This is a genomic window from Sphingobacterium sp. FBM7-1, assembly GCF_020687765.1.
GTDB lineage: Bacteria > Bacteroidota > Bacteroidia > Sphingobacteriales > Sphingobacteriaceae > Sphingobacterium.
In genome coordinates this window covers 571,267-593,123 of sequence record NZ_JAJEWJ010000001.1, presented here as the reverse complement: position 1 = coordinate 593,123, position 21,857 = coordinate 571,267, and the positions used below count along the sequence as shown (strand labels likewise).

Sequence of the window (21,857 nt, the reverse complement as noted above, 5' to 3'; positions counted from 1 at the left end):
ATCATCGTAATATTGCAATATATAACTAATGTAAATTTTCAAATCTTACTTTCTTTTATGAAACTATCAAATATCAAAGAAATCCTACCAACATTGGACAATGTTGAATTTCAGTTAGCGGACGGAACATCTGTTCCCGAACACTTCCACGTTACGGAAGTAGGACAGATTACCAAACATTTTATTGATTGCGGAGGCGTAGTCCGTACAGAGAAGGTGGTAAACTTCCAATTGTGGGATGCCAACGATTTCGAACACAGACTAAAGCCGACCAAGCTATTGAACATTATCAAGCTGTCGGAAGAAAAATTGGGCATCGAAGATGCCGAGATAGAGGTGGAATACCAAAATGAAACGATTGGCAAGTTTGACTTGGGTTTTGACGGAAAGTACTTTATCCTAAAGAACAAACAGACGGCTTGTTTAGCAAGCGATGCTTGTGGTATCCCTGCGGAGAAACAAAAAATAAAATTATCGGAGTTGAGCAGCACATGCTGTACGCCTAATTCAGGATGCTGCTAAACACTAAAGACCAACTGTAATGTATAAGAATTTAGCTGAAACCATAAAGGGGATTATTGACGTCCAGACCGTAAGCGAAGAGCGCACAACGATACTGCAACCGCTGATAGACTTTATACAGCAAAAAACGAACAGCGGAGCGGATATAAACCTCAATTTTATCTGTACGCATAATTCACGCAGAAGCCATTTAGCACAAATATGGGCGCAAGTTGCGAGTGCATACTTCAATATTCCGAATGTGCATTGCTATTCGGGTGGTACGGAAGAAACGGCACTGTTCCCGAAAGTATCGGAAACATTGACCAATCAAGGATTTAATATTTTCAAGATTGAGGAAAGCAATAATCCTGTATATGCCATAAAATACAGCGATAATGCGTTGCCCATCATTGGGTTTTCCAAAAAATACGATAGTCCTTTCAATCCTACATCGGCATTTGCCGCGATTATGACCTGTTCGCAAGCAGACGGCGGGTGCCCTTTCATCGCAGGTGCGGAAAAACGAATACCCATTACATTTGAAGACCCCAAGATGTCGGACGGCTTGCCCGAACAGGCACAGGTATATAGCGAAAGGAGTTTGCAGATAGCTCAGGAGATATTCTATGTTTTTTCAATGGTTAAAAGTTAGCCGATGCAACCGAAACTAAAATTCCTTGACCGTTACCTTACCTTATGGATATTTCTTGCGATGGCGACAGGCATCGGGTTGGGGCATTTCTTTCCGAGCATTTCCAATGCTACCGATGCCCTATCCGTAGGCACGACCAATATCCCTTTGGCGATTGGTCTGATACTGATGATGTACCCACCGTTGGCTAAGGTTGATTATTCACTGTTGCCCAAAGCATTTAAGGACACCAAAGTAATCGGCATATCTTTATTGCTGAATTGGGTTATCGGTACGGTATTGATGTTTGGTTTAGCCGTTCTGTTCCTACGGAACGAACCCGAATATATGACAGGTCTGATACTTATTGGCTTGGCAAGATGTATCGCAATGGTCATCGTATGGAGTGACTTGGCAAAAGGGAACAGGGAATATACGGCATTATTGGTCGCACTGAACAGTATCTTTCAGATAATAAGCTATAGTTTCTTTGTTTGGCTGTTCATCAATGTATTGCCAAACAAATTAGGCTTAGCCAACTTCAATGTAAGCGTATCAATGAAAGATGTAACCGAAAGCGTACTGATTTATTTAGGTATTCCTTTTTTCGCAGGTTTTATTAGCCGTTATGCACTTACAAAGTCGAAGGGTATAGAATGGTACAATAGAAAGTTCATACCCAAAATATCGCCAATTACCTTATATGCGTTGCTGTTTACAATTGTATTGATGTTCAGTCTGAAAGGTGATAAAATATTGGAGTTACCGATGGATGTCGTAAAGGTCGCTGTACCGTTAATCATTTACTTCGTGCTGATGTTTTTCGTCAGCTTCTTTTTGAACAAATCCTTGAACGTTCCCTATGATAAAAACGTATCCATCGCATTTACCGCCACAGGAAACAATTTTGAGTTAGCGATAGCTGTATCTATTGCAATATTCGGTATTCATTCACCACAGGCATTTGTGGGTGTTATCGGCCCTCTTGTGGAAGTGCCAGTATTGATACTGTTAGTAAAGGCTAGTTTGTGGTTAAAGAAAAAACACGATGATTGAAGTCAGGTTTAGACGTATTTAATAATGCTATCCCATATTTCTGTGATAATATTCCAATGTTATACCGCTAATCCCAAGATATAGATGATTATAATTTGAAGTATAATTTCTATAAGCAAGTTTTGGTTAGGTCTATTTCATGAGACTGTTTAGGTTTAAATTGATTAACATTTTTCACGGGTATATCAGATTGGTACGGACTGTCTTTTAGTTGATTCAATCGTCTCAAATCTTCCAAAAAAGGATTAGAGTTTCGGACCAGTGGGTTCAGGGTTCTGGTTGGCGCTAGGGGGCTGAACCAATCCCGCTCTCTCCGCGGGAGCTTCAATCGAGCCAATCAATTTATCAAAAAAACAACTGTTCACCGCCAACAATTTAATCCTAGTACTCGGTATATGCCTCCAGTTACTGATCCCTTAGACCCCCGAAAAGTGCTGATTTTAAGGTTTGCCGATTTATTCCCTCTAGTTCTGAGGTCAAAAACACCCTGTTACCTTAAAAATTAGAATATTTTAAGGTTGATAACTGCCAATCTGTGTATTTTAAGGTGAAAAGTGCATGGTGCCTCAAATAAATATATATTTTAAGGTGATGAGCCGAATTTATGTATGGCTTACACCACCTCCCGACCGACCGAAACCATAGAACGACTTACCAGAACTGCCTATTACCTCAATCTGGAACTTTATCGTAGGCGAATTGGACAAATAGCGCCATGCATAGCAATACAATGGAAAGGAGTTTGTTTATTATGTTATCAGCTTGATATGCTATGTCCGCAAGTAAGACTATTTAAAGCAATTTCTTCGACTGCTGTTCGACTGTTGTTCGACTCTGCTTCGACTGCTGTTCGACTGTTGTTCGACTCTGCTTCGACTGCTGTTCGAGGCTGCTTCGAGACGGCTTCGGGAAGGCTTCGACTGCGCTTCGACAGCTGTTCGAGTCCGGTTCGACTGTTGTTCGACACTTCTTCGGGTGTTCTTCGACTGCCAGTCGAAGAACACCCGAAGAATACCCGAAAAACGCCGGAGAAGTCTCCTGGCAATCTCGAAGCTTCCTGCGGTTTTCAGCGAACAATTTCCGAATAATAACCATACGTAAGCGTTTTTTGGTAGGCTAATTACTAAATAGTCTCATTTTGTCTCATTATTGTTTTTTCGTGCGGAGGGTTTGTAGTTTAGCTTCCGTTATCAGGAAATGGAATATACAGCCGTAACGGATGGAAGAAATGAAATTAGGAGGAATGGTAAGACTTTTTTAAATTGACAAAAGGCTACTGCGTATTTCGCCGCGCATAAATAACCACCAACTGCTCATCATGCAACGTTGTGAAATATAGAAAATCTTCGCCGCCATCTTTAATTTTGAACTTCTTACGGATATCTTCTACTTTCAACGGAAAGTTTTTGGTTACGACATTCGCTTTGCTGATGACTACGTTCTTTTTAAAGATGGAAAATGGAACCACCTGTTGTATATTGAAGATGCGCCCGGGAAAGGCAGCAACCAATTTATCACTGGTATAGAGATGGCTGTGGGGATGAAGTTTCTGTAGATCGAAAGCCGTGGCAACTGATTTAAAGGCACCGGCTTTGGTAATGGCCACGTCAGGATCGTAGAGAAAGTTGGTCGGTGCTCCCCAGCTCGGTGCTGCTTCTTTCTCCTGCTGATAAGTAAACGTGAAGATAGATGGGTGGGCGGCCGACAGCCGCACGGCATGTATGGTCGGGATGCCTTGAAAAGATTTCTGCTGCACAAACAATAGTTCTTTACAGTCATTGGCTATGCTGATAACATACACTTCTTTCACATGTGGCAATGCCGCTAATGCTCCCGTGATATCAAGCAGCGGGGCTAGTTTGGTCAAGAGCGTATCCGAATGGGAAAAAAATAAGGATTGATGCGAGACGATGTTCGGCTCGCAATCTTCTAGCCGGAAGACCTTTTGATTTTTTACGCGTCTTGATGGATCGGTATAAATGTAGTCATACCGCTCATCGGATGAGGTTAGGATCGCCAGACTGTCGCCACGGTGGAATTGTACGTTGGCCACGCCCAATACCTGAAAGTTGTGCGCCACGATTCGGGAGAGCTCGGGATTGATCTCGCAATGGGTTACTTTTTTTGCTTGTTGTGCGAAGTAATAGCTATCTACGCCAAATCCACCTGTTAAATCTAGTAAAGTACAGTCAGCAGCAACGAGGGAGGCTTTGAACTGCCCGGTTTTCGCAGAAGAGCATTGTTCTAGGTTTAGCTTTTCTGGGAAATACAGGCTGTGGTCTGCTTCGAGCCATTCGGGTATTTTGTGGCTCACCTTCTGCCTGCCGTGTACCTGCTGAGCGAGTTCGGAAGAGGAGACCTCCTCGAATGGGCTCTTTTTTAGGGCAATACGGCTGACGTCTTCGCCAGCGTGCTGCCGGATAAACGTTTGGACTTCAGTGGCTAAAATATGCTTGTTCACGATGTGCTTGTCTTATTTTTGACTAGAAGCTGGCAGGTGTAACTGTCTTTTAGTTCTCGGATGATTTCTTTATTGACCAATACGCGATCGATCGTCTCTTGGTTGTAATAGCGAATCGTAATAAGTTCCAAACCTTTTTCTACGTTGACCTTATAGCGTTTTTCCAGGTCTTCCAGTAGGTTATCGATATTAGAACCGGTATCGTCAATGCTGACAAAAAAGCTGATGGCACTGTTTTGCATCATATTGATTTTTATCCGATGGCTATGAAACAGGTTAAATATGTGGCTTAGGTTATCTTCTACGATGAAGGAAAAGTCCCGCGGTTGTATACGCACAAAGACCTGATTTACCTTGAATATAAAAGATGGAATACATAGGCCGTTATTCGTGGTGCGGATCAGTGTTCCGGGCTCTTCGGGATGCACGAAGGATCGTACATTCAGGGTGATCTTTTTATTCTGAAGCGGTTTGATGGTCTTGGGATGGATAACGGTGGCACCGTAATAGGTCAATTCGATGGCATCGGTATAGGACATTTCCGAAATGAGTTCGGTGGGGTTAAACCACTTAGGATCAGCATTGAGGACGCCCGGTACGTCTTTCCAGATCGTTACATCGTCTGCTTGTAGGCAGGCGGCGAAGATAGCGGCGGAGTAATCAGAACCCTCCCGACCTAGTGTTGTGGTGAAATTTTCGGAGGTGGAACCGATGAATCCTTGTGTGATAAGGATCTGCTCGTCGAGCAGGGTAGGCAGTTCACGGCGAATTTTGTTTTCTGTTTTCTCCCAGTCCACCTCGGCCTCCTGATAGGTATTGTCTGTAAAGATGTAATCCCGTGCATCTATCCATTTGATCGGCAGGCCGATATGTGTGCAGTACGCAGCCAAGATCTTGGAAGATACGATTTCCCCCGTCGAGACAATCTGGTCGTGGAGGTAATCGTAAGGATCCTGCGGTTCTTCTTCTAGAATCCATTCGATTTCTACGAAGCAATTGGCGATATCGTCAAAAACAGGGTGATCGGAAGTGCCGAAGAGCGTAACCAAAATCTGTTGATGAGCCACTTTTACCTTGTCCAATAAAGCAAAGGCTTGTCCGGTTTGGTCAATAAAATGCTGGGTAACTTCGGTTAATGCATTGGTGGTTTTACCTAAGGCAGAGACGACAACGACTAACTCGCTCGTTTTATACTGTGTTACAATATGGGCTACATTTCGGATACTATCCGCGTCTTTTACTGATGCACCACCAAATTTAAATACTTGCATGCCAACAGGTTATTTTAATAGTTTTTTTGCTTTTTCCGTCATTATCGCTTCTAGCGCATCATAGGGTACCAAGAGCTTTGTCGGACCCTCGGCGTAAGATTTGATTTCATAGGGGTTATAATGAAATAATACTCCGCCGGGTGTTAAACCAAAATTATCAGCCAATCTAAAGGTTTCATCATCAAAAAAATAATGGTTTCCGTAGGAGCTGGTGTCGCTGAGCTGTTCCTGTTCTCTAAAATAGGTTTCCACAATCTGGTTCAGCGCAAGCGTGTCTTGGAATAGATCGGCCAAAGTCAGTTTCTTTTTGTCCAGTAGGTCGTAGTTAGACCATATTTCGACCTCTATGCCGTGGGCACCACCGGTATATTCACTAATGACGTTCTGGAGTGTCAGGAAACCGGGTACATTTAAAACGACTTCACAGTTTTGGTTTCGGAACCACGCATGTAAGGAATTGTCCTCGTTTGCGAGCTGTTCTTCGGCATATTCGTTAAATCCGCCCAAGAAACTTTCTGCAATCTGAACGGGGCTATGCTCACCGTCTACGAAGATCGCATCCCGCACTAAGGAGTCGATTTCCGGCGAAAATACGGGATAGCGTGCGGCATAATACGTGGTGTCGACGTTTGTGCCATCACCGGAAAAGTAAGGACTGATCTCTTTAAAGGTCGTGATGTGGTATTTCAGCGTATCATTTTCTTGTTGGAGGGAATCCAACAGCTTGCTGTCGGTTGCTCCGTTTCGCTGTCCACAACCGTAGGTGACTAATAGTGTGGTCAGTAAGATGCTGTATGTTAAGTTTTTTGTCATGTACGCGTTACTCCTTTACTTTATAATGTTTGATAACGCGTTTTCCGAAAACGGTGCTTCCTAAACGAACCATATTGGCACCTTTTTCTATAGCGAGGTTGTAATCGGACGACATGCCCATCGATAAGGTGTCAAAGCTGTCTTCTTTTCGAAAGAAACTCGCTTTAACGCCATCGAAAAGCATTTTTAGCTCATAAAATTCCTCTTTGATGACTTTTTCGTTCTCGGTATTGGTGGCGATGCCCATCAGCCCACGGATACGGATGTTTTGCAGGCTTTGAAAATCCTCGTCCCGCAACATCTCGATCAATTCAGCGTGATCGAATCCAAACTTGGTGGCTTCGTCGGCGATGTGTATTTGCAAAAGGCAGTCGATTACTCGATTGTGCTTAGTGGCGTGTTTGTTGATTTCTTTTACAACTTTTAGCGAATCTACGGATTGCACCATCGATACAAAAGGAGCGATATATTTAACTTTATTGCTTTGCAGATGGCCAATTAGGTGCCACTCGATATCCTTTGGTAAAGCTTCGTATTTCTCTACCATCTCCTGTACAAGATTTTCGCCAAATAGGCGTTGGCCGGCATCGTATGCTTCCATAATCTCTTCGTTAGATTTCGTTTTGGAGACGGCAATAAGGGTAACGCCGATGGGTTTGAGGTCGATTTGTAAAGATTCAATATTTGCTGCAATACTCATTTCGGTGTAAATTCAAAAGTTCAGAAAATGAAAAAAGCGGTTATTAGGATGCCTTTTTGTAATTTTGTACAAACTTACGAAATGCAGCGCTTAATACTTATTTTATTGTCGTCGTTTTTTTTGATGATTTCCTGTAAAAGATCCGAACCGAAGGGAATCCTTTCGGAAAAAGTGATGGCGGATTTGATGACGGATGTACACCTGCTGGATGGTTATCTAAATACGCTGCCGGTAGATAGTACGCGTCGCGTGATCGGGAGTTTGTATGGAACGCTGTTTGATAAATATGGTATTGATTCGGTTCGGTTTAAAGAGAATGTTGATTATTATTTAGGTAATCCAATGGTGTCTAAGGAGTTGTATGTAGATGTGACGGAGAAAATAAATGGCTATGAGGACGAATACCGACGTGCAGACTCTATCCGGAACGCCCAGGTAACCGATAGTCTACGGGTTGTACGGTGGTATGAACGCTTGAAAGAGGATGCGCATAGACTAATATTGGTCGTGGAACTGGATACGGTACCATTAACCTATCAAGTGCATCAGCATGATTTTATGAATGGTGCAGGACTATATGCCATACGGCCGTACCAGCCTGATATTCCGTTGCCGGCACCGCCAACGCCGATAACGGAGGGGACGGTTACAGAAATACCGAAAAGAATAGAAGAGGAGCCGCTGGATAATTAAGTAATTTTATGATTTTCCCAAAAAATGCACTAGATAAATTAGGTTTTAGTGAAATTAAAACGCTAATTAAAGATAAATGTTTGAGTGAATCCGGCAGGGAGATGGTGGAGAAAATTCAACCGCAGGTAAAGCTTGAGCAGATTGATAGGTTTCTTCGTCAAACACAGGAGTTTAAGGATTTATTATTGAATGATGCTCCTTTGCCGGTGGATCATTTATACCCCATAAAGCCGCTGGCGGAAAAGGCTCGTATTGAGGGGGCTTTTTTGGCCGAGGATGAGTTTCACCGTATTTTGCTTTCCTTGCGTACGGTGTATGCTATTATTCGTTATTTTAACGAGCGAGAGGGGCAGTATGTCCATTTGGAATTACTATTCGAGCACCTTCCTATCGAAAAGCAGGTTATCCGTAGTATCGAAACGGTAATAGATGACCGGGGCAAGATGAAGGATAATGCTTCTCGTTTGCTATTAGATTTAACGCAACAGATTCTCAAGAGTGAGCAGGAAGCGCGTAAGCGTATTGATCAGGTATTTAAGCAGGCACAAAATAGTGGCTGGACAGCGGATGGTAATTTAACGATCCGTGACGGACGTTTGTGTATTCCGATACTCGCTGAAAATAAGCGAAAAGTGAAAGGCTTTATACATGATGAGTCTGCGACCGGACAAACTGCTTATATTGAGCCGGAAGAGGTTTTTCACTTAAATAATAAGGTGAGGGATTTGGCGTTTGAACGCCGGCGGGAAGTGGTTCGTATTTTAACGGAATTGACGACGGAGTTGCGTCCGCATGTACCTTTGCTGTTGGCTTATCATGGTTTGTTGAGCAAACTGGATTTTGTGCGTGCAAAGGCATTGTTTGCGATTGATATGGAGGCGGATATGCCAGAGTTATCTAAAGAGGCGGAGATTAATTTGCGAAATGCGCGGCACCCCTTATTGCTGTTGAATGCGCGCAAAGAGAATCATTCACCGGTGGTTCCTTTGAATATTAAAATTGATCAGCACGATCGGGTGATCTTGGTGTCGGGGCCTAATGCGGGCGGGAAATCGGTGTGTATGAAAACCGTAGGCTTGCTTCAGTTGATGGTGCAGTCGGGACTGCTTATTCCGGCCGAAGCAACGTCTAAAGTGGGGGTGTTCCGCCAGATATTTGCCGATATCGGTGACGATCAGTCTATCGAGAGTGATCTGAGTACTTACAGTGCGCATCTGTCTAAAATGAAGCACTTTACGGAATTTGCAAATGGGCGAACCTTGGTGCTGATCGATGAGTTTGGTACGGGAACAGATCCTTTATTTGGCGGGCCGATCGCGGAATCGGTGTTGGAAGCTTTAAACAAGAAAGAAGTGCGCGGGGTAATAACAACGCATTACTCTAACCTAAAGGTGTTTGCGAGTAATACGGAAGGGTTGGAGAATGCCTCAATGCTCTTCGATAATGTGGCGATGCGGCCTTTGTATGTATTACAGGTGGGCAAACCGGGTAGCTCTTACGCGTTTGAAATTGCGCAGAAAATCGGTTTAAGTAAGGCTATTCTGGCGGCTGCAAAGGAGAAGATTGGTACGCAGCAGAAAAAAGTGGATACGTTATTGGTTGATCTGGAACGGGATAAAAAGGCGATTTACGATACGAAGACGGCTATCGCACTCAGGGAGCGGGAATTGGAGCGGTTAAAGGGAGAGTATGAAGGTCTGCAACAATATCTCGAGGAAAATAAGAAGCAGATTATCCGGCAAGCGAAAGAAGATGCGCGTCAGATTTTGAAGGATGCGAATAAATTGGTAGAAAATACCGTGGCGGAAATTAAATCGGTGCAGGCGGATAAGGAAAAAACAAAGCAGATACGCCACCGTCTGCATGCGGAGATGGATAAGCATGCTGAAAAGAAACCTGTTGCGACGCCGGCAGCGAAGGTGCAAACGGCGGATGAGTCTATCCAGGTGGGGGATTGGGTGAAAATTTTGGGGGCGGATACGGAAGCGCAGGTTATGGAGGTTGCAAAGGGGAATAATTTGATCTTGGCGCTGGGCGAGCTGCGTACGGTGGTTAAGAAAAATAAGGTGGTTAAATTGCAGGAGAAAGAAAAGGCGCGAGTGGTTAAGCGGCATAAGGGTATTTCGACAGCGTCTGCGGCAGATTTTCAGCCGGAGCTAGACGTGCGGGGGATGCGGACGGATGATGCTTTGCGACAGTTGGAGACTGTACTCGACCGGGCGGTAATGATCGGTTATCCGTCTTTAAAGATTCTCCATGGTAAGGGGGATGGTATTCTCCGTAAATTTATCCGCGATTATTTGCGTAAATATAGCCATGTATCGCATTTTGAAGATGAGCATGCGGATCGTGGAGGAGATGGTATTACGTATGCCTATATTGAGTAGGTACTGTTGTGTTAAAATCTTTTAGGTTATTCGTACCTTTGCGCTATGAACAAGAAAAAGAAAAAAGCCGTTAAAACGCCTGTATTTGAGCGACCGATTGAACGTATTTTTTACGAAATGGACCGGACCTTTATATCGGGCAATAAAATCGCATATGCACTATGTATTGCTTTAGCGTTTTTTGGCGTGATGGGATTAGTCTGGATGATTCCGTTTCCTAAGCTGGATTTCTTGGTTCGGATGAATATGGATACTTTCCTAAATTGGGGGTCTTTTTATATTGCGATCATCATTTATTTGTATTTACGCTTGGCGCCTACGCTTTCGTATGCCATGTTATTTACCATTGGTATCATGAGTTTTTGTATTGTGCAACTGGAATATGTGGAGCGCGATGGGGGGCCTGCGGTATGGTTAGTGAGTTTGGTGCTGGCGATTATCGGCCTTATCGGAACGACGCTGCTGGCCAAGAAGGAATCCGCAGATATTCCGCCAGCAGGTATTTGGCGTTTACTCAGCATTGGACCGATTTGGTTATGGTCTAAAGTTTTTGATCGTTTTAAAATCAAGTATTAACAACATATATTTACCAATATATTTGCTGTTTGGTCGATATTTTAGCAATATCGGTTTATATAAAAACATAATCCGTAAATTTGAGGTCCTATAGAATGGGTAACTTTATCTCAAATTTAAAAGGAGCACATTATGTTAAAAGGATTTTTTAATGTTCCTGTACCGGTTAACGAGCCCGTGAATACGTATGCTCCCGGTACGAAGGAAAGAACCTTGTTGGAAGCAGCTATAGCGGAAGCGCGAGCGAGGGAGGTGGATGTGCCGATGTATATCGGTGGGAAAGAGGTGCGGACTGATGATAAGGTAGTTTTAACACCTCCGCACGACCATCGACATGTTTTAGGTTATTACCACAAAGGTTCCCGCAATCACGTGGAAGCGGCAATCCATGCGGCGTTGGCGGCGAAAGAAAACTGGGAAAACCTTTCTTGGGAACAACGGGCAGCGATTTTCTTAAAGGCAGCAGAGTTGGTTTCGACGAAATACCGCTATAGAATCAATGCGGCTACGATGTTAGGGCAATCTAAAAATGCGTACCAAGCGGAGATTGATTCGGCTTGTGAACTTGCTGATTTCTTACGATTTAACGTGGCTTACATGACGGAAATATATAGCCAGCAGCCGCCGGTGAATGCTAAAGGTGTCTGGAACCGGGTAGAGCAGCGTCCGTTGGAGGGTTTTGTGTTTGCATTAACTCCCTTTAATTTTACGGCTATTGCCGGAAACCTGCCTTCTTGTGTGGCGATGATGGGAAATGTCGTCGTCTGGAAACCGTCTAATGCGCAAATTTATTCGGCGCACGTGGTGATGGAGGTGTTCCGGGAAGCTGGGGTTCCGGATGGGGTTATCAATTTGGTATATGTATCAGGTACGGAAGCGGGCGATGTTATTTTCAAACATCCGGACTTTGCAGGAATTCACTTTACGGGTTCAACGGGGGTTTTCCAGGATATCTGGAAAGCGATCGGAGAAAATATTCACCTTTATAAAACGTATCCGCGTATCGTAGGGGAAACGGGCGGTAAAGATTTTATCTTGGCGCATCCTTCTGCGGATATAGCGGTGTTGAATACGGCGTTGGTTCGGGGTGCTTTCGAGTATCAGGGACAAAAGTGTTCGGCTGCTTCTCGTGCTTATATACCTGCTTCGTTATGGGAGGATCTCCGCGGACGGATGGAAAAGGATATCGCATCTTTCAAAATCGGTGGTACGGAGGATTTTAGCAATTTCATCAACGCGGTTATTGATGAAAAGGCGTTTGATAAAATTACGTCTTATATCGATCGTGCAAAGGCTTCGGCAGATGCGGAGGTTATTATCGGCGGTACGTACGATAAATCACAGGGTTATTTTATTCATCCTACCGTGATTCTAGCGAAAAAAGCGGATTATGAAACGATGCAGGAGGAGTTATTTGGCCCGGTATTGACGATTTTCGTATATGCGGATGAAGATTGGAAAGCGACGCTAGAGTTGGTGGACAAGACTTCTGCATATGCTTTGACGGGTGCAGTTATATCGCGATGCCGCTATGCTATCGAAGAGGCAACTTACGCGTTGCGGAATGCAGCGGGTAATTTCTATATCAATGATAAGTGTACAGGGGCGGTCGTTGGGCAACAGCCGTTCGGTGGAGCGAGGGCATCGGGCACAAACGACAAAGCGGGATCGATGATCAATTTGCTGCGCTGGGTATCACCGCGTACCATTAAAGAGACATTTCAGGCGGAAACGGACTACCGTTATCCGTTCTTAGGCTAATAATGCGTATGGCCCGCGGATAAAGCCGCGGGCTGTTTTATGATGAAGACAACAACAGAGCAAAGAAAACCCATTGAATTTACGGTACCCGTACGCGGCGACGAAGCCTTTTACGTGATGGATAATACCGCCCCAAATTTTTATGAGTACTATCACCGACATCGGGAGTTTCAGATTACGTATATCGTGAAGGGTAGTGGTGCCTTTATGTTGGGGAATTTAATTCGGCCCTGTTTGGAGGATCAGATCTTTTTGATCAAACCGAATGATCCGCATCTGTTTTTTAAAGATGAACGGATTACGACGCCCTCAGAAATACATGTTATTCATCTATTTTTCTCGCTCGAAAAGTTGCGCCCGTTTTTTGACATGGCGGAAATGCAGGCGATCAAATCTCTTTTGTATAGCCTGGATGCGAGTAAGTTACTTCCGGCAAGGTTTGCTGTGCCCTTAAAGGAGTTGTTTTTACCCTTGGCAACCGATGGGGGGCCTTCTAAATTGATCAAATTGTTGCAGTTGTTTAGAGCTTTGGTGGAACAGCAAGACCAATTTATTTCGATGTATTCGGGTTTAAGTAAGGTGAATTTTCCGGATGCGGATGGTCTGCGTATTAACACGGTTATTAAATATACGCTCGAAAACTATAAGCGGAATATCGCTATCGAAGAGATTGCGGCAGTGGTGCACTTAACGCCCACGGCATTTTGCAAGTTTTTTAAAAAGCACACGCAGAAAACCTTTGTTTCTTTTCTTAATGAAATTCGGATCGAGAGCGCGTGCCAGCTACTGGTCAATAAAAAGGTAGAGAGTATCGCGGAAACGGCTTATCGCTGCGGATTTAACACGGCCGTTCATTTTAACCGGGTATTTTTGCAGGTGATGAAAGTTTCCCCCAAAGAATTTATCGCGGCGCACGCTCGAAAAAGGTAGTTCTTTTTCTTATTCTGATCCGGTTCGTTTAAGAATCATCACCGCGGCGTATTGCTCGGTATCGTAATGCGGCGGGTCGATGGTCAGGCTGGTGGGATAGGGTTGGGACTTGTCGAAAAAATAGATTTTCGTTATACTGCCGTAATCGTTTGTCGGGAACATGTCCGCGCAGGCATCGTATTTTGCATTGGCCATATCGCTGACGGAAACGGCATATATGCGGATAATACCGCCTTTGTTCTGCTCGTTCCGAACGAAGGCTACTTCTTCAAAACCACCGGGCAAATCGGCAATGGATGGTTGGTTGTACGCTTCCCAAATTCCATACCCTAATAATAGAATTAGCCCAACGGCAATTATCCAAAACTTTTTCTTTCCTTTCATCATACGTGCTTGCTGCGATTTCGCTATTTTATTTATTTTTTACGGGAGAACTATTTTTATTTTTTTGCATGTCTTCGTTGGGCATAAATTTACGGATTATCATATAAAAAGCTAAGTTTGTATAGATTGTTTTTAATTTATTCCGATGAAGAACCGCCAGATAGCATGCACGTTTACGTTGATAGGTATAGTGTGGACCAATTTACTAAGTATGTACGCCTATGGCAAAGAGCGTCCCCCGACGGATAGTCTGCGATTGGTTATTGATAGTGTATTGACTATTTTCCACCAGACGCAGCCCTTACTTACGTATCAGTTCAATACGGTGTATCCGCCAAAGGGGCAGGATAGCAGTTATCAGCGGAGCGGTTTTATCCATCCAGTTCGCACTTTGAAAGGGGAGCAGCTCACCCGGATTCAGCCGGCCGATCACTATCATCATTATGGAATCTGGAATCCTTGGACGCAGACGGTGTTCCGAGGAGATACAGTGGATTTTTGGAATCTTCGTAAAAAGGAGGGGACGGTTCGTTTTGCCCGGATACTGGATCATGAAGTGGAGGGTCGGACGGCGAGTTATACGGTACAACATAATCATGTGGTGTTTGGGGCGGACGGAAGGGAAGAGACAGCTCTTGAGGAGCGGCAAATGGTGCGCCTCCATGTGCCGGACGGACAGCAAAGTTATTATTGGATCGATATCCGCATGGAGTTGGAGTGTGCCACAGTGTATCCGTTACGCTTGCTTAGCTATCGGTACGGTGGCTTAGGCTGGCGGGCTGTTGCGTCTTGGGGGCCCGAGAACAGTAGCGTCCTGACGTCTGAAGGGAATACGCGCGGGGATACGGACGGTAGTCGAGCTCGTTGGTGTATGGTGCAGGGGGGATTGGGCGAAAACGGATATGGGGGAATGGCGATCTTGTCGCACCCGGATAACTTTAATCACCCGGAGCCTTTACGTATCTGGGATAGCGAGGCGAATAAGGGACGAGAAAATGTATTTATTAACTTTTCACCAACCAAAGATCGAGATTGGCTTTTGGAACCGGGTTATACGTATGTATTACAGTACAGATTAGTGGTGTTTGACGGAATGCAGGATGCGCAGACGATGGAAGGCCAGTGGCTGAGTTTTGCGACCAAAAAATAAGAGACTGCCTTTATGAAAGCAGTCTCTTGTCTATATTGCAAGATGTGTAGTCTTGTTTATCGCAAGAATAAAAGTTCTCTTAATTTCGGCAGAGGCCATTTATTGTCATCGATAATTTTCTCTAGTTTATTTACGTGGTAACGAATTTCGTCGAAGTAAGGTTTAACCTCTTCGTCGTAGGCAATCGCACGTTCCCGAACATCTTCGATGTTGTTTGCTTGTTTACGGGATTGACGCATTTCTTCTGATTTTTCCAAAATCAAATTGGTGTGTTTAGAGATACGTTCCACTAAATTGAGCTGGGAGCTGTATGATTCCTTCGGCAGTCCTAGGTCTTTTAATCCACGGACATTTTGGATGAGTTCGTTTTGATAAATAAAGCATGCTGGCGCAATTTGACTGGTGACTACTTCACCGATGATACGTGCTTCGATTTGGAGTTTCTTGTAGAAGTTCTCTAATAAGATCTCATGACGCGCTTCGGACTCGCGTTTTGAATAGATGGCGAGTCGCTCAAACAACGCGAGATTTTCTTCTTTCACATATACATCTAGCGCTTTGGGCGTCGATTTTATGTTAGAAAGTCCGCGCGTCTCTGCTTCACGTGCCCACTCTTCGCTATAACCGTTACCTTCGAAACGGATTGCTTTGGATTCTTTGATATATCTGCGGATAACATTCAGCAAGGCAAGGTCTTTTTTCGTGCCTTTTTTGATTTGCTTGTCTACTTCTGTTTTAAACTCGATAAGTTGGTTGGCAACAATGGCATTAAGGACGATCATTGGTAACGCCGAGTTTGCTGAGGAACCTACGGCACGGAATTCGAATTTATTGCCGGTAAACGCAAATGGTGAGGTACGGTTACGATCAGTATTATCCAGTTTCAAATCTGGAATCTTAGGTATACCGTGCCATAAATTGGTGTCGTTTTTAACCTTTTTCGCAACGCGTGCAGATTCTACTTCTTCTAGGATTTCGTCTAATTGTGAGCCTAAAAATATAGAAATAATTGCCGGAGGGGCTTCGTTTGCTCCTAAGCGGTGGTCATTACTATGGCTGGCAATGGATGCGCGCAGTAAATCGGCGTGCTCGTATACTGCTTTGATGGTGTTGACGAAAAACGTCAGGAACATCAGGTTGTTTTTCGGTGTTTTACCGGGAGAAAGTAGATTGATGCCGGTGTTGGTAATTAATGACCAGTTATTATGTTTACCGGATCCGTTGATACCACTGAAAGGTTTCTCGTGCAATAATACTTTAAAGTGGTGACGAACAGCAATCTGCTCCATAAGATTCATTAACAATTGGTTGTGGTCAATTGCTAAGTTGATTTCTTCGAACATCGGCGCACACTCAAATTGGGATGGTGCTACCTCGTTGTGTCGCGTTTTGAGTGGAATGCCTAGTTTTAATGCTTCATTCTCCAAATCGACCATATACGCGAGTACGCGCTCTGGGATGGCTCCGAAGTAATGGTCTTCCAATTGCTGACCTTTTGCAGACATGTGACCGAAAAGTGTGCGTCCGGTAAATTGAAGATCCGGGCGAGCATGAAATAAGGAAAGATCTACTAAGAAATATTCTTGTTCTATACCGAGTGAGGCGTTTACTTTGGTAACGGATTTATCAAAATATTGTACCACGTCTGTGGCAGCCTTGTTAATCGCTTCTATCGTTTTTAATAAAGGAGCTTTATAATCTAAAGATTCGCCGGTATAAGAAACAAATACCGTTGGAATACATAGTGTTTTGCCTGCTGCAGTTTCGAAAATAAAGGCAGGAGAGGAAGGATCCCAAGCAGTATAACCACGTGCTTCGAAAGTATTCCGGATACCACCACTTGGAAAGGAAGATGCATCGGGTTCTTGTTGTGCCAAAGAATCGCCGGAGAATTTTTCAATTGCTTCGCCGTTCGAATCGGGTTCGAAGAAAGCGTCGTGTTTCTCTGCTGTAGTTCCTGTCAAAGGTTGAAACCAGTGGGTATAATGCGTGGTACCATTGCTAATAGCCCACGTTTTCATGGCCTGTGCAATTTCGTCGGCAAGTTCGCGTGAAATCTTCGTGCCGGCATCAATTGTCTGAACAAGCTCGTTGTATGTACTTTTCGAAAGATAATTCTTCATCTTCGCAATGGTAAATACATTTTTCCCGTAGATACTGGTGGGGTTTAATGACTCCACTTTCTCCATATCTTCCGCTGGACGGGATATGGCTAACTCTGCTGCTTTAAATCTGGGGCTTGACATTTTTTTTGATATTTTTTAGTTTGGGTTGTTATTTCGTTGTAAAAGTACGTTTATTTTGATAAATACAATAGAAAAATTGAAAAAAACTGAATTTTTATCGTGTTTATGTTGGATTTTTGTGTAATTTTTTGTGAATAGTGAGTTTTTTTGTGAAATCTGATTTTTTTTGTGGGTTTATTTGATGGGTGTATTGTTTTTTTTTAGTGGTTGTTTGTCTTTGTCAAGATTTTTGTGTCGCGGAGACGAAACTCGGGTGGATGTGATGAATCTGTTTCGCTTGAAAGGGTATATCCAGTAGTAGGCTATATTTTAAGCAACGCACGTGTCGAAGGTGAGGTTTATCGGAAATAGGCATGAAAGTTGGAGAAGGTGAAGGTAAAAATACATATGAAATCAAATGGTTTATTAATGGCGCTGATCGGTGGCTTGGCTTTTGTTATTTTTGCTGTCGTTTTGGCGAATGCTTATAAGTTTAAGTATAAAATCAGCAGCACCATCAATGTGACGGGAAATGCTAAAAAGAATTTTGAATCGGATATTGTAAAATGGTCCGCATCGTTTAACCGTAAATCGATGGATTTAAGTGTAGCTTCCGAACAATTGAAGCAAGATAGGGACTTAGTACGACAATTTTTGGAGCAGCAGGGAATCAATCCGCAAGAAATTGTTTTTAATGCGGTTAATATTAATCGGGAATTTTCCTATCATTCCGACGGGCAGGGAAATAGTTACAATACCTTTACGGGGTATAACCTGTCCCAAAACGTAACTGTGGAATCCAAAGATCTGGATAAGGTAGATAATGCTTCGCGAGAGATTTCTGCGTTGATTTCTCAAGGTATCGAATTGAGCTCTAATTCGCCGAACTACTATTTTTCAAAATTGGAAGATCTGAAATTGGAGCTGATTTCCCAGGCTTCTGAAAATGCTAAACAGCGTGCTTCTAATATCGCTACCGAGGCAGGGTCATCACTTGGGGATCTCGTGAAGGCTGATCTGGGGATCTTCCAGATAACTGGCCAAAATGATAATGAAGAGTATTCTTATGGCGGAGCATTTAATACGACGGCGCGGAATAAAACAGCTAATATTACCGTTAGAGCGAGTTATACTGCTCGCTAAAAAGGTTGATAGGATCTTTTAATCGTTAGACGCCTCCGTTGGTCGCTTCAAAAACGGTGTCTATTTGCCAATTGGCTTTATCCTTAGACGCTTTTACGGCGAGCTGGTCACAGCGCTCGTTGAGTGGGTGTCCTGCGTGCCCTTTGACCCAGACTAATTTGATGTGGTGTTGTCTATAGAGATTCATTAGCCGCATCCAGAGGTCTTGGTTCTTTTTTCCGGCGAACCCTTTTTGCATCCAACCATACACCCATTTTTTGTCAATCGCATCGATGACATATTTGGAATCGGAATATATGGTTACGTTTTGCTTACTGTTTTTGAGTGCTTCCAGCCCAATGATCACGGCCAAAAGCTCCATTCGGTTATTTGTGGTCTTTCGAAAACCTCCAGAGAATTCTTTTTCAATCAGTTTACCTTGGTATGCTGCATTATTACCTTGATAAATGGTTCTTAAAATAGTGCCGTATCCTCCTGGACCGGGATTGCCGCTCGAGGCGCCGTCTGTATAAAGTTCGATCATGAATGCCAAAAATAAGAATATCTGTTATTACAAAAAAAGCCCGCGTGGAATTTGCGGGCTTAAAATATTAATCTGTTCTATTCAGCTCCTTGGGATGTTTGACTTTCTCTTTTAAAAGTGCGATCTCAATAACTTCGGCCATTTTGGTTACATAATGAAACCTTAAATCTTTGATGTAATCTTCTTTGATTTCCAAGACATCTTTCTCGTTTGCTTTACACAAGATGATGTCTTTAATATTGGCGCGTTTTGCGGCTAATATTTTTTCTTGTATACCACCTACAGGAAGTACACGGCCGCGTAGAGTAATTTCACCGGTCATGGCCAGCTTTTCTTTGACTTTTCGTTGTGTAAAAAGTGAGGTTAAAGCTGTTAGCATCGTGATACCTGCCGACGGGCCGTCTTTTGGCGTGGCTCCGGCGGGCACGTGGATGTTGACGTCCCATTTGTCGAAGACGTGGTAGTCGATACCGAATGCTTCTGCATGGGAGCGGAGGTAGGCCATCGCGATGGCTGCGGATTCTTTCATGACATCGCCCAAATTACCAGTAAGGCTTAATTTTCCTTTTCCTGGACTCAAGCTGGATTCAATAAATAGAATGTCGCCGCCCACGGCTGTCCAAGCCAATCCAGTAACAACGCCTGCGATCTCATTGTCCTCATATAAATCTTTGTCGAATATTGGTGGGCCAAGGATTTCCTCCACCATCTGGGCGTTTATTTTGGTGTTGTACGCTTTTTCCATAACGATACGTGTTGCCACGCCGCGTACAATGGAACCAATTTTCTTTTCCAATCCCCGAACGCCAGACTCGCGGGTGTATTCTTCTATAATTTTTTCATTGATGCTACTCGATAAAGAAAGATTTTTTTTTGTCAGTCCGTGTTGCTGAAGCTGCTTAGGGAGCAGGTGTTTTTTAGCGATTTCTTTCTTTTCTTCGATGGTATAACCATTTACTTCGATGATTTCCATGCGATCTAACAAAGCAGGTTGAATACTGTTCAGTGAATTGGCTGTTGCGATAAACATCACCTTAGAAAGGTCGTATTCCATTTCTACGTAATGATCATAGAAATTCGTGTTTTGCTCGGGATCCAATACTTCTAGTAAAGCTGATGAGGGATCTCCTTTAAAGTCCGCACCTAATTTATCGATCTCATCTAAAACAAATACGGGATTGGAGGTTCCAGCTTTATTAAGGGACTGAATGATGCGTCCAGGCATTGCGCCTATATAGGTTTTTCGATGCCCACGGATTTCTGCTTCATCGCGTACACCACCTAAGGCCATTCGTGTGTATTTACGGCCTAAGGCTTTTGCAATAGATTTTCCGAGCGAGGTTTTCCCGACTCCCGGAGGTCCTACTAAGCAAAGGATCGGCGCTTTCATGTCATTTTTTAGTTTCAATACGGCCAGGTACTCAATAATACGTTGTTTTACCTTCTCTAGTCCATAGTGATCTTTATCTAGCACCTTGATGGCTCGGTTTAAATCGAAATTGTCTTTGGTATATTCTCCCCAAGGTAAATCCAATAGGAGTTCCAGGTAATTGATCTGCACGGAATAATCTGCCGCAGCCGGATTAATACGTCCTAGTTTTTCCAGCTCTTTGTGGAAATGTTTTTCTACCTCTGCCGGCCATTTCTTACTTTTCGACCTTTTTTCGAGTTCCTGCATTTCCAAATCTGGCGTGTTGCCACCCAACTCTTCTTGAATGGTTTTTAGCTGTTGGTTTAGGAAATAGTCCCGTTGCTGTTTGTCTAAATCTACCCGGACTTTGTTTTGGATTTGGTTCTTCAACTCCAGCATCTGAATTTCGGTCGTAAGGTGCTCTAATAAGATTTGAGCGCGCTTTACAAAGTCTTTGGTCTCTAGCAACTCCTGCTTTTGATTGATTTCGAGCGACATATTCGACGAAATAAAATTCACTAGGAACGTCGGACTCTCAATATTCTTAATGGCCATGCCAGCTTCGCTAGGCAGGTGGGGAGAAAGCTGGATGATTTGCAAGGCCATTTCTTTGATAGAAGAAATTAATGCCTTGAATTCTTTGCTGGAGACTTTTGGTTTATCTTCCGTAACCCTTTCTACTTTAGCTTTTAGATAAGGGTCGGTAGAAACCATTTCGGTGATTTTAAATCGTTGTTGACCTTGGATGATAACCGTAGTGTTGCCGTCTGGCATCTGCAGGATTTTGATAATGTTTGCTGCCGTCCCAATTTTATGAAGTTGATCGAGTGTGGGCTCTTCAATGTTCATGTCTTTTTGAGACACCACGCCAATGGTACGATCTCCTTTGTAAGCTTCCTTGACAAGTTTAATGGATTTGTCGCGCCCAACGGTAATTGGAATGACCACTCCAGGAAAAAGGACCGTATTGCGTAAAGGAAGTATGGGTAATATTTCGGGTATATCGGCTTTGCTCATTTCTTCTTCATCCTGCGAGCTCAATAACGGAAAAAATTCCGTATCCTCGTTTATGACAGAAAATACTTGTTTGATATCAAATGTGTCGTTTTTATTCATATATGCGTATGTTCTTCCGACAATATGTCAGAACTTTTCCTAATTGTTGCGATAATAATATCGGATGGAGTAATTGCAAGAGAAATGCCAAGTTTAAAATTTGGTATCATTTATGTTAATAA

19 protein-coding genes are annotated in these 21,857 nt (G+C 43.4%); 11 read left to right on the top strand and 8 right to left on the bottom strand.

What is annotated here, in order from left to right; all coding sequences use genetic code 11:
* The first annotated feature begins 57 nt into the window (after window positions 1-57).
* From LKO28_RS02895 to LKO28_RS02880, 4 genes are all read left to right on the top strand, one after another.
* Window positions 58-522 (top strand): DUF6428 family protein, encoded by a 465-nt coding sequence (locus tag LKO28_RS02895; RefSeq protein ID WP_227693201.1) that lies wholly within the window; start codon window positions 58-60, stop codon window positions 520-522.
* 19 nt (window positions 523-541) lie between these two features.
* Window positions 542-1,156, top strand: coding sequence for a protein-tyrosine-phosphatase (locus tag LKO28_RS02890; protein ID WP_227693200.1), 615 nt, complete (start codon window positions 542-544; stop codon window positions 1,154-1,156).
* Window positions 1,157-1,159: 3 nt separating this feature from the next.
* Complete coding sequence (gene arsB, locus LKO28_RS02885; RefSeq protein WP_227693199.1) at window positions 1,160-2,191, top strand: ACR3 family arsenite efflux transporter; 1,032 nt, start codon at window positions 1,160-1,162, stop codon at window positions 2,189-2,191.
* A 608-nt stretch (window positions 2,192-2,799) separates the two neighbouring features.
* A complete protein-coding gene (locus LKO28_RS02880) occupies window positions 2,800-3,279 on the top strand; it encodes a hypothetical protein (protein WP_227693198.1) in 480 nt (159 codons plus the stop codon).
* A 185-nt stretch (window positions 3,280-3,464) separates the two neighbouring features.
* Here the strand turns inward: LKO28_RS02880 and LKO28_RS15500 are convergent, their stop codons facing one another.
* From LKO28_RS15500 to LKO28_RS02860, 4 genes are read right to left on the bottom strand one after another with little or no spacing between them, the layout of a single operon-like run.
* The gene (locus tag LKO28_RS15500) at window positions 3,465-4,652 is read right to left on the bottom strand and encodes a THUMP-like domain-containing protein (RefSeq protein WP_227693197.1); all 1,188 of its coding nucleotides are present in this window, start codon (window positions 4,650-4,652) and stop codon (window positions 3,465-3,467) included.
* Entirely contained in the window at window positions 4,649-5,923 is a 1,275-nt protein-coding gene (locus tag LKO28_RS02870) for an aspartate kinase (RefSeq protein WP_227693196.1), read from the bottom strand. The genes LKO28_RS15500 and LKO28_RS02870 overlap by 4 nt, the downstream gene beginning before the upstream one ends.
* A 9-nt stretch (window positions 5,924-5,932) precedes the next feature.
* Window positions 5,933-6,736, bottom strand: coding sequence for a DUF3298 and DUF4163 domain-containing protein (locus LKO28_RS02865; RefSeq protein ID WP_227693195.1), 804 nt, complete (start codon window positions 6,734-6,736; stop codon window positions 5,933-5,935).
* A 7-nt stretch (window positions 6,737-6,743) separates the two neighbouring features.
* Entirely contained in the window at window positions 6,744-7,436 is a 693-nt protein-coding gene (locus LKO28_RS02860; RefSeq protein ID WP_227693194.1) for a YggS family pyridoxal phosphate-dependent enzyme, read from the bottom strand.
* A gap of 27 nt (window positions 7,437-7,463) precedes the next feature.
* Between LKO28_RS02860 and LKO28_RS02855 the strand changes: the two genes are divergently transcribed.
* The 5 genes from LKO28_RS02855 to LKO28_RS02835 all read left to right on the top strand — a co-directional run bounded on the left by LKO28_RS02855 (window position 7,464) and on the right by LKO28_RS02835 (window position 13,783).
* Window positions 7,464-8,129, top strand: a complete 666-nt coding sequence (locus LKO28_RS02855) for a DUF4296 domain-containing protein (RefSeq protein WP_227693193.1) — start codon at window positions 7,464-7,466, stop codon at window positions 8,127-8,129.
* An 8-nt stretch (window positions 8,130-8,137) separates the two neighbouring features.
* Window positions 8,138-10,516: an endonuclease MutS2 gene (locus LKO28_RS02850; RefSeq protein ID WP_227693192.1), complete on the top strand. Its 2,379-nt coding sequence runs from the start codon at window positions 8,138-8,140 to the stop codon at window positions 10,514-10,516.
* Window positions 10,517-10,561: 45 nt separating this feature from the next.
* Entirely contained in the window at window positions 10,562-11,092 is a 531-nt protein-coding gene (locus tag LKO28_RS02845) for a hypothetical protein (protein WP_227693191.1), read from the top strand.
* 132 nt (window positions 11,093-11,224) lie between these two features.
* Window positions 11,225-12,853 carry an L-glutamate gamma-semialdehyde dehydrogenase gene (gene pruA, locus LKO28_RS02840; RefSeq protein WP_227693190.1) on the top strand — a complete coding sequence of 543 codons (1,629 nt, stop codon included), beginning with the start codon at window positions 11,225-11,227 and terminating at the stop codon, window positions 12,851-12,853.
* A gap of 39 nt (window positions 12,854-12,892) precedes the next feature.
* Entirely contained in the window at window positions 12,893-13,783 is an 891-nt protein-coding gene (locus tag LKO28_RS02835) for an AraC family transcriptional regulator (protein WP_227693189.1), read from the top strand.
* 9 nt (window positions 13,784-13,792) lie between these two features.
* Here the strand turns inward: LKO28_RS02835 and LKO28_RS02830 are convergent, their stop codons facing one another.
* Complete coding sequence (locus LKO28_RS02830) at window positions 13,793-14,170, bottom strand: hypothetical protein (protein WP_227693188.1); 378 nt, start codon at window positions 14,168-14,170, stop codon at window positions 13,793-13,795.
* A gap of 142 nt (window positions 14,171-14,312) precedes the next feature.
* On the opposite strand from LKO28_RS02830, the gene LKO28_RS02825 reads away from it, so the two are divergent.
* Window positions 14,313-15,317 (top strand): PmoA family protein, encoded by a 1,005-nt coding sequence (locus LKO28_RS02825; RefSeq protein WP_227693187.1) that lies wholly within the window; start codon window positions 14,313-14,315, stop codon window positions 15,315-15,317.
* A 56-nt stretch (window positions 15,318-15,373) separates the two neighbouring features.
* On the opposite strand, the gene LKO28_RS02820 is transcribed toward LKO28_RS02825, so the two are convergent.
* Window positions 15,374-17,563, bottom strand: coding sequence for a glutamine synthetase III (locus LKO28_RS02820; protein ID WP_227693186.1), 2,190 nt, complete (start codon window positions 17,561-17,563; stop codon window positions 15,374-15,376).
* Window positions 17,564-17,950: 387 nt separating this feature from the next.
* Here LKO28_RS02820 and LKO28_RS02815 point away from each other — a divergent pair, with 387 nt between their 5' ends.
* On the top strand, window positions 17,951-18,685 hold the full coding sequence (locus LKO28_RS02815) for an SIMPL domain-containing protein (protein ID WP_227693185.1): 735 nt from the start codon (window positions 17,951-17,953) through the stop codon (window positions 18,683-18,685).
* 25 nt (window positions 18,686-18,710) lie between these two features.
* Here LKO28_RS02815 and rnhA read toward each other — a convergent pair whose 3' ends face one another.
* Both rnhA and lon read right to left on the bottom strand, forming a co-directional pair.
* Window positions 18,711-19,208: a ribonuclease HI gene (gene rnhA / locus LKO28_RS02810; RefSeq protein ID WP_227693184.1), complete on the bottom strand. Its 498-nt coding sequence runs from the start codon at window positions 19,206-19,208 to the stop codon at window positions 18,711-18,713.
* A 67-nt stretch (window positions 19,209-19,275) separates the two neighbouring features.
* Complete coding sequence (gene lon, locus LKO28_RS02805) at window positions 19,276-21,735, bottom strand: endopeptidase La (RefSeq protein ID WP_227693183.1); 2,460 nt, start codon at window positions 21,733-21,735, stop codon at window positions 19,276-19,278.
* Between the last annotated feature and the right edge of the window lie 122 nt (window positions 21,736-21,857).

Coding starts and splice junctions, on each gene's coding strand:
- LKO28_RS02895 (WP_227693201.1), top strand. CDS start 58: ATGAAACTATCAAATATCAAAGAAATCCTACCAACATTGGACAATGTT.
- LKO28_RS02890 (WP_227693200.1), top strand. CDS start 542: ATGTATAAGAATTTAGCTGAAACCATAAAGGGGATTATTGACGTCCAG.
- arsB (WP_227693199.1), top strand. CDS start 1,160: ATGCAACCGAAACTAAAATTCCTTGACCGTTACCTTACCTTATGGATA.
- LKO28_RS02880 (WP_227693198.1), top strand. CDS start 2,800: ATGGCTTACACCACCTCCCGACCGACCGAAACCATAGAACGACTTACC.
- LKO28_RS02870 (WP_227693196.1), bottom strand. CDS start 5,923: ATGCAAGTATTTAAATTTGGTGGTGCATCAGTAAAAGACGCGGATAGT.
- LKO28_RS02865 (WP_227693195.1), bottom strand. CDS start 6,736: ATGACAAAAAACTTAACATACAGCATCTTACTGACCACACTATTAGTC.
- LKO28_RS02860 (WP_227693194.1), bottom strand. CDS start 7,436: ATGAGTATTGCAGCAAATATTGAATCTTTACAAATCGACCTCAAACCC.
- LKO28_RS02855 (WP_227693193.1), top strand. CDS start 7,464: ATGAAAAAAGCGGTTATTAGGATGCCTTTTTGTAATTTTGTACAAACT.
- LKO28_RS02850 (WP_227693192.1), top strand. CDS start 8,138: ATGATTTTCCCAAAAAATGCACTAGATAAATTAGGTTTTAGTGAAATT.
- LKO28_RS02845 (WP_227693191.1), top strand. CDS start 10,562: ATGAACAAGAAAAAGAAAAAAGCCGTTAAAACGCCTGTATTTGAGCGA.
- pruA (WP_227693190.1), top strand. CDS start 11,225: ATGTTAAAAGGATTTTTTAATGTTCCTGTACCGGTTAACGAGCCCGTG.
- LKO28_RS02835 (WP_227693189.1), top strand. CDS start 12,893: ATGATGAAGACAACAACAGAGCAAAGAAAACCCATTGAATTTACGGTA.
- LKO28_RS02830 (WP_227693188.1), bottom strand. CDS start 14,170: ATGATGAAAGGAAAGAAAAAGTTTTGGATAATTGCCGTTGGGCTAATT.
- LKO28_RS02825 (WP_227693187.1), top strand. CDS start 14,313: ATGAAGAACCGCCAGATAGCATGCACGTTTACGTTGATAGGTATAGTG.
- LKO28_RS02820 (WP_227693186.1), bottom strand. CDS start 17,563: ATGTCAAGCCCCAGATTTAAAGCAGCAGAGTTAGCCATATCCCGTCCA.
- LKO28_RS02815 (WP_227693185.1), top strand. CDS start 17,951: ATGAAATCAAATGGTTTATTAATGGCGCTGATCGGTGGCTTGGCTTTT.
- rnhA (WP_227693184.1), bottom strand. CDS start 19,208: ATGATCGAACTTTATACAGACGGCGCCTCGAGCGGCAATCCCGGTCCA.
- lon (WP_227693183.1), bottom strand. CDS start 21,735: ATGAATAAAAACGACACATTTGATATCAAACAAGTATTTTCTGTCATA.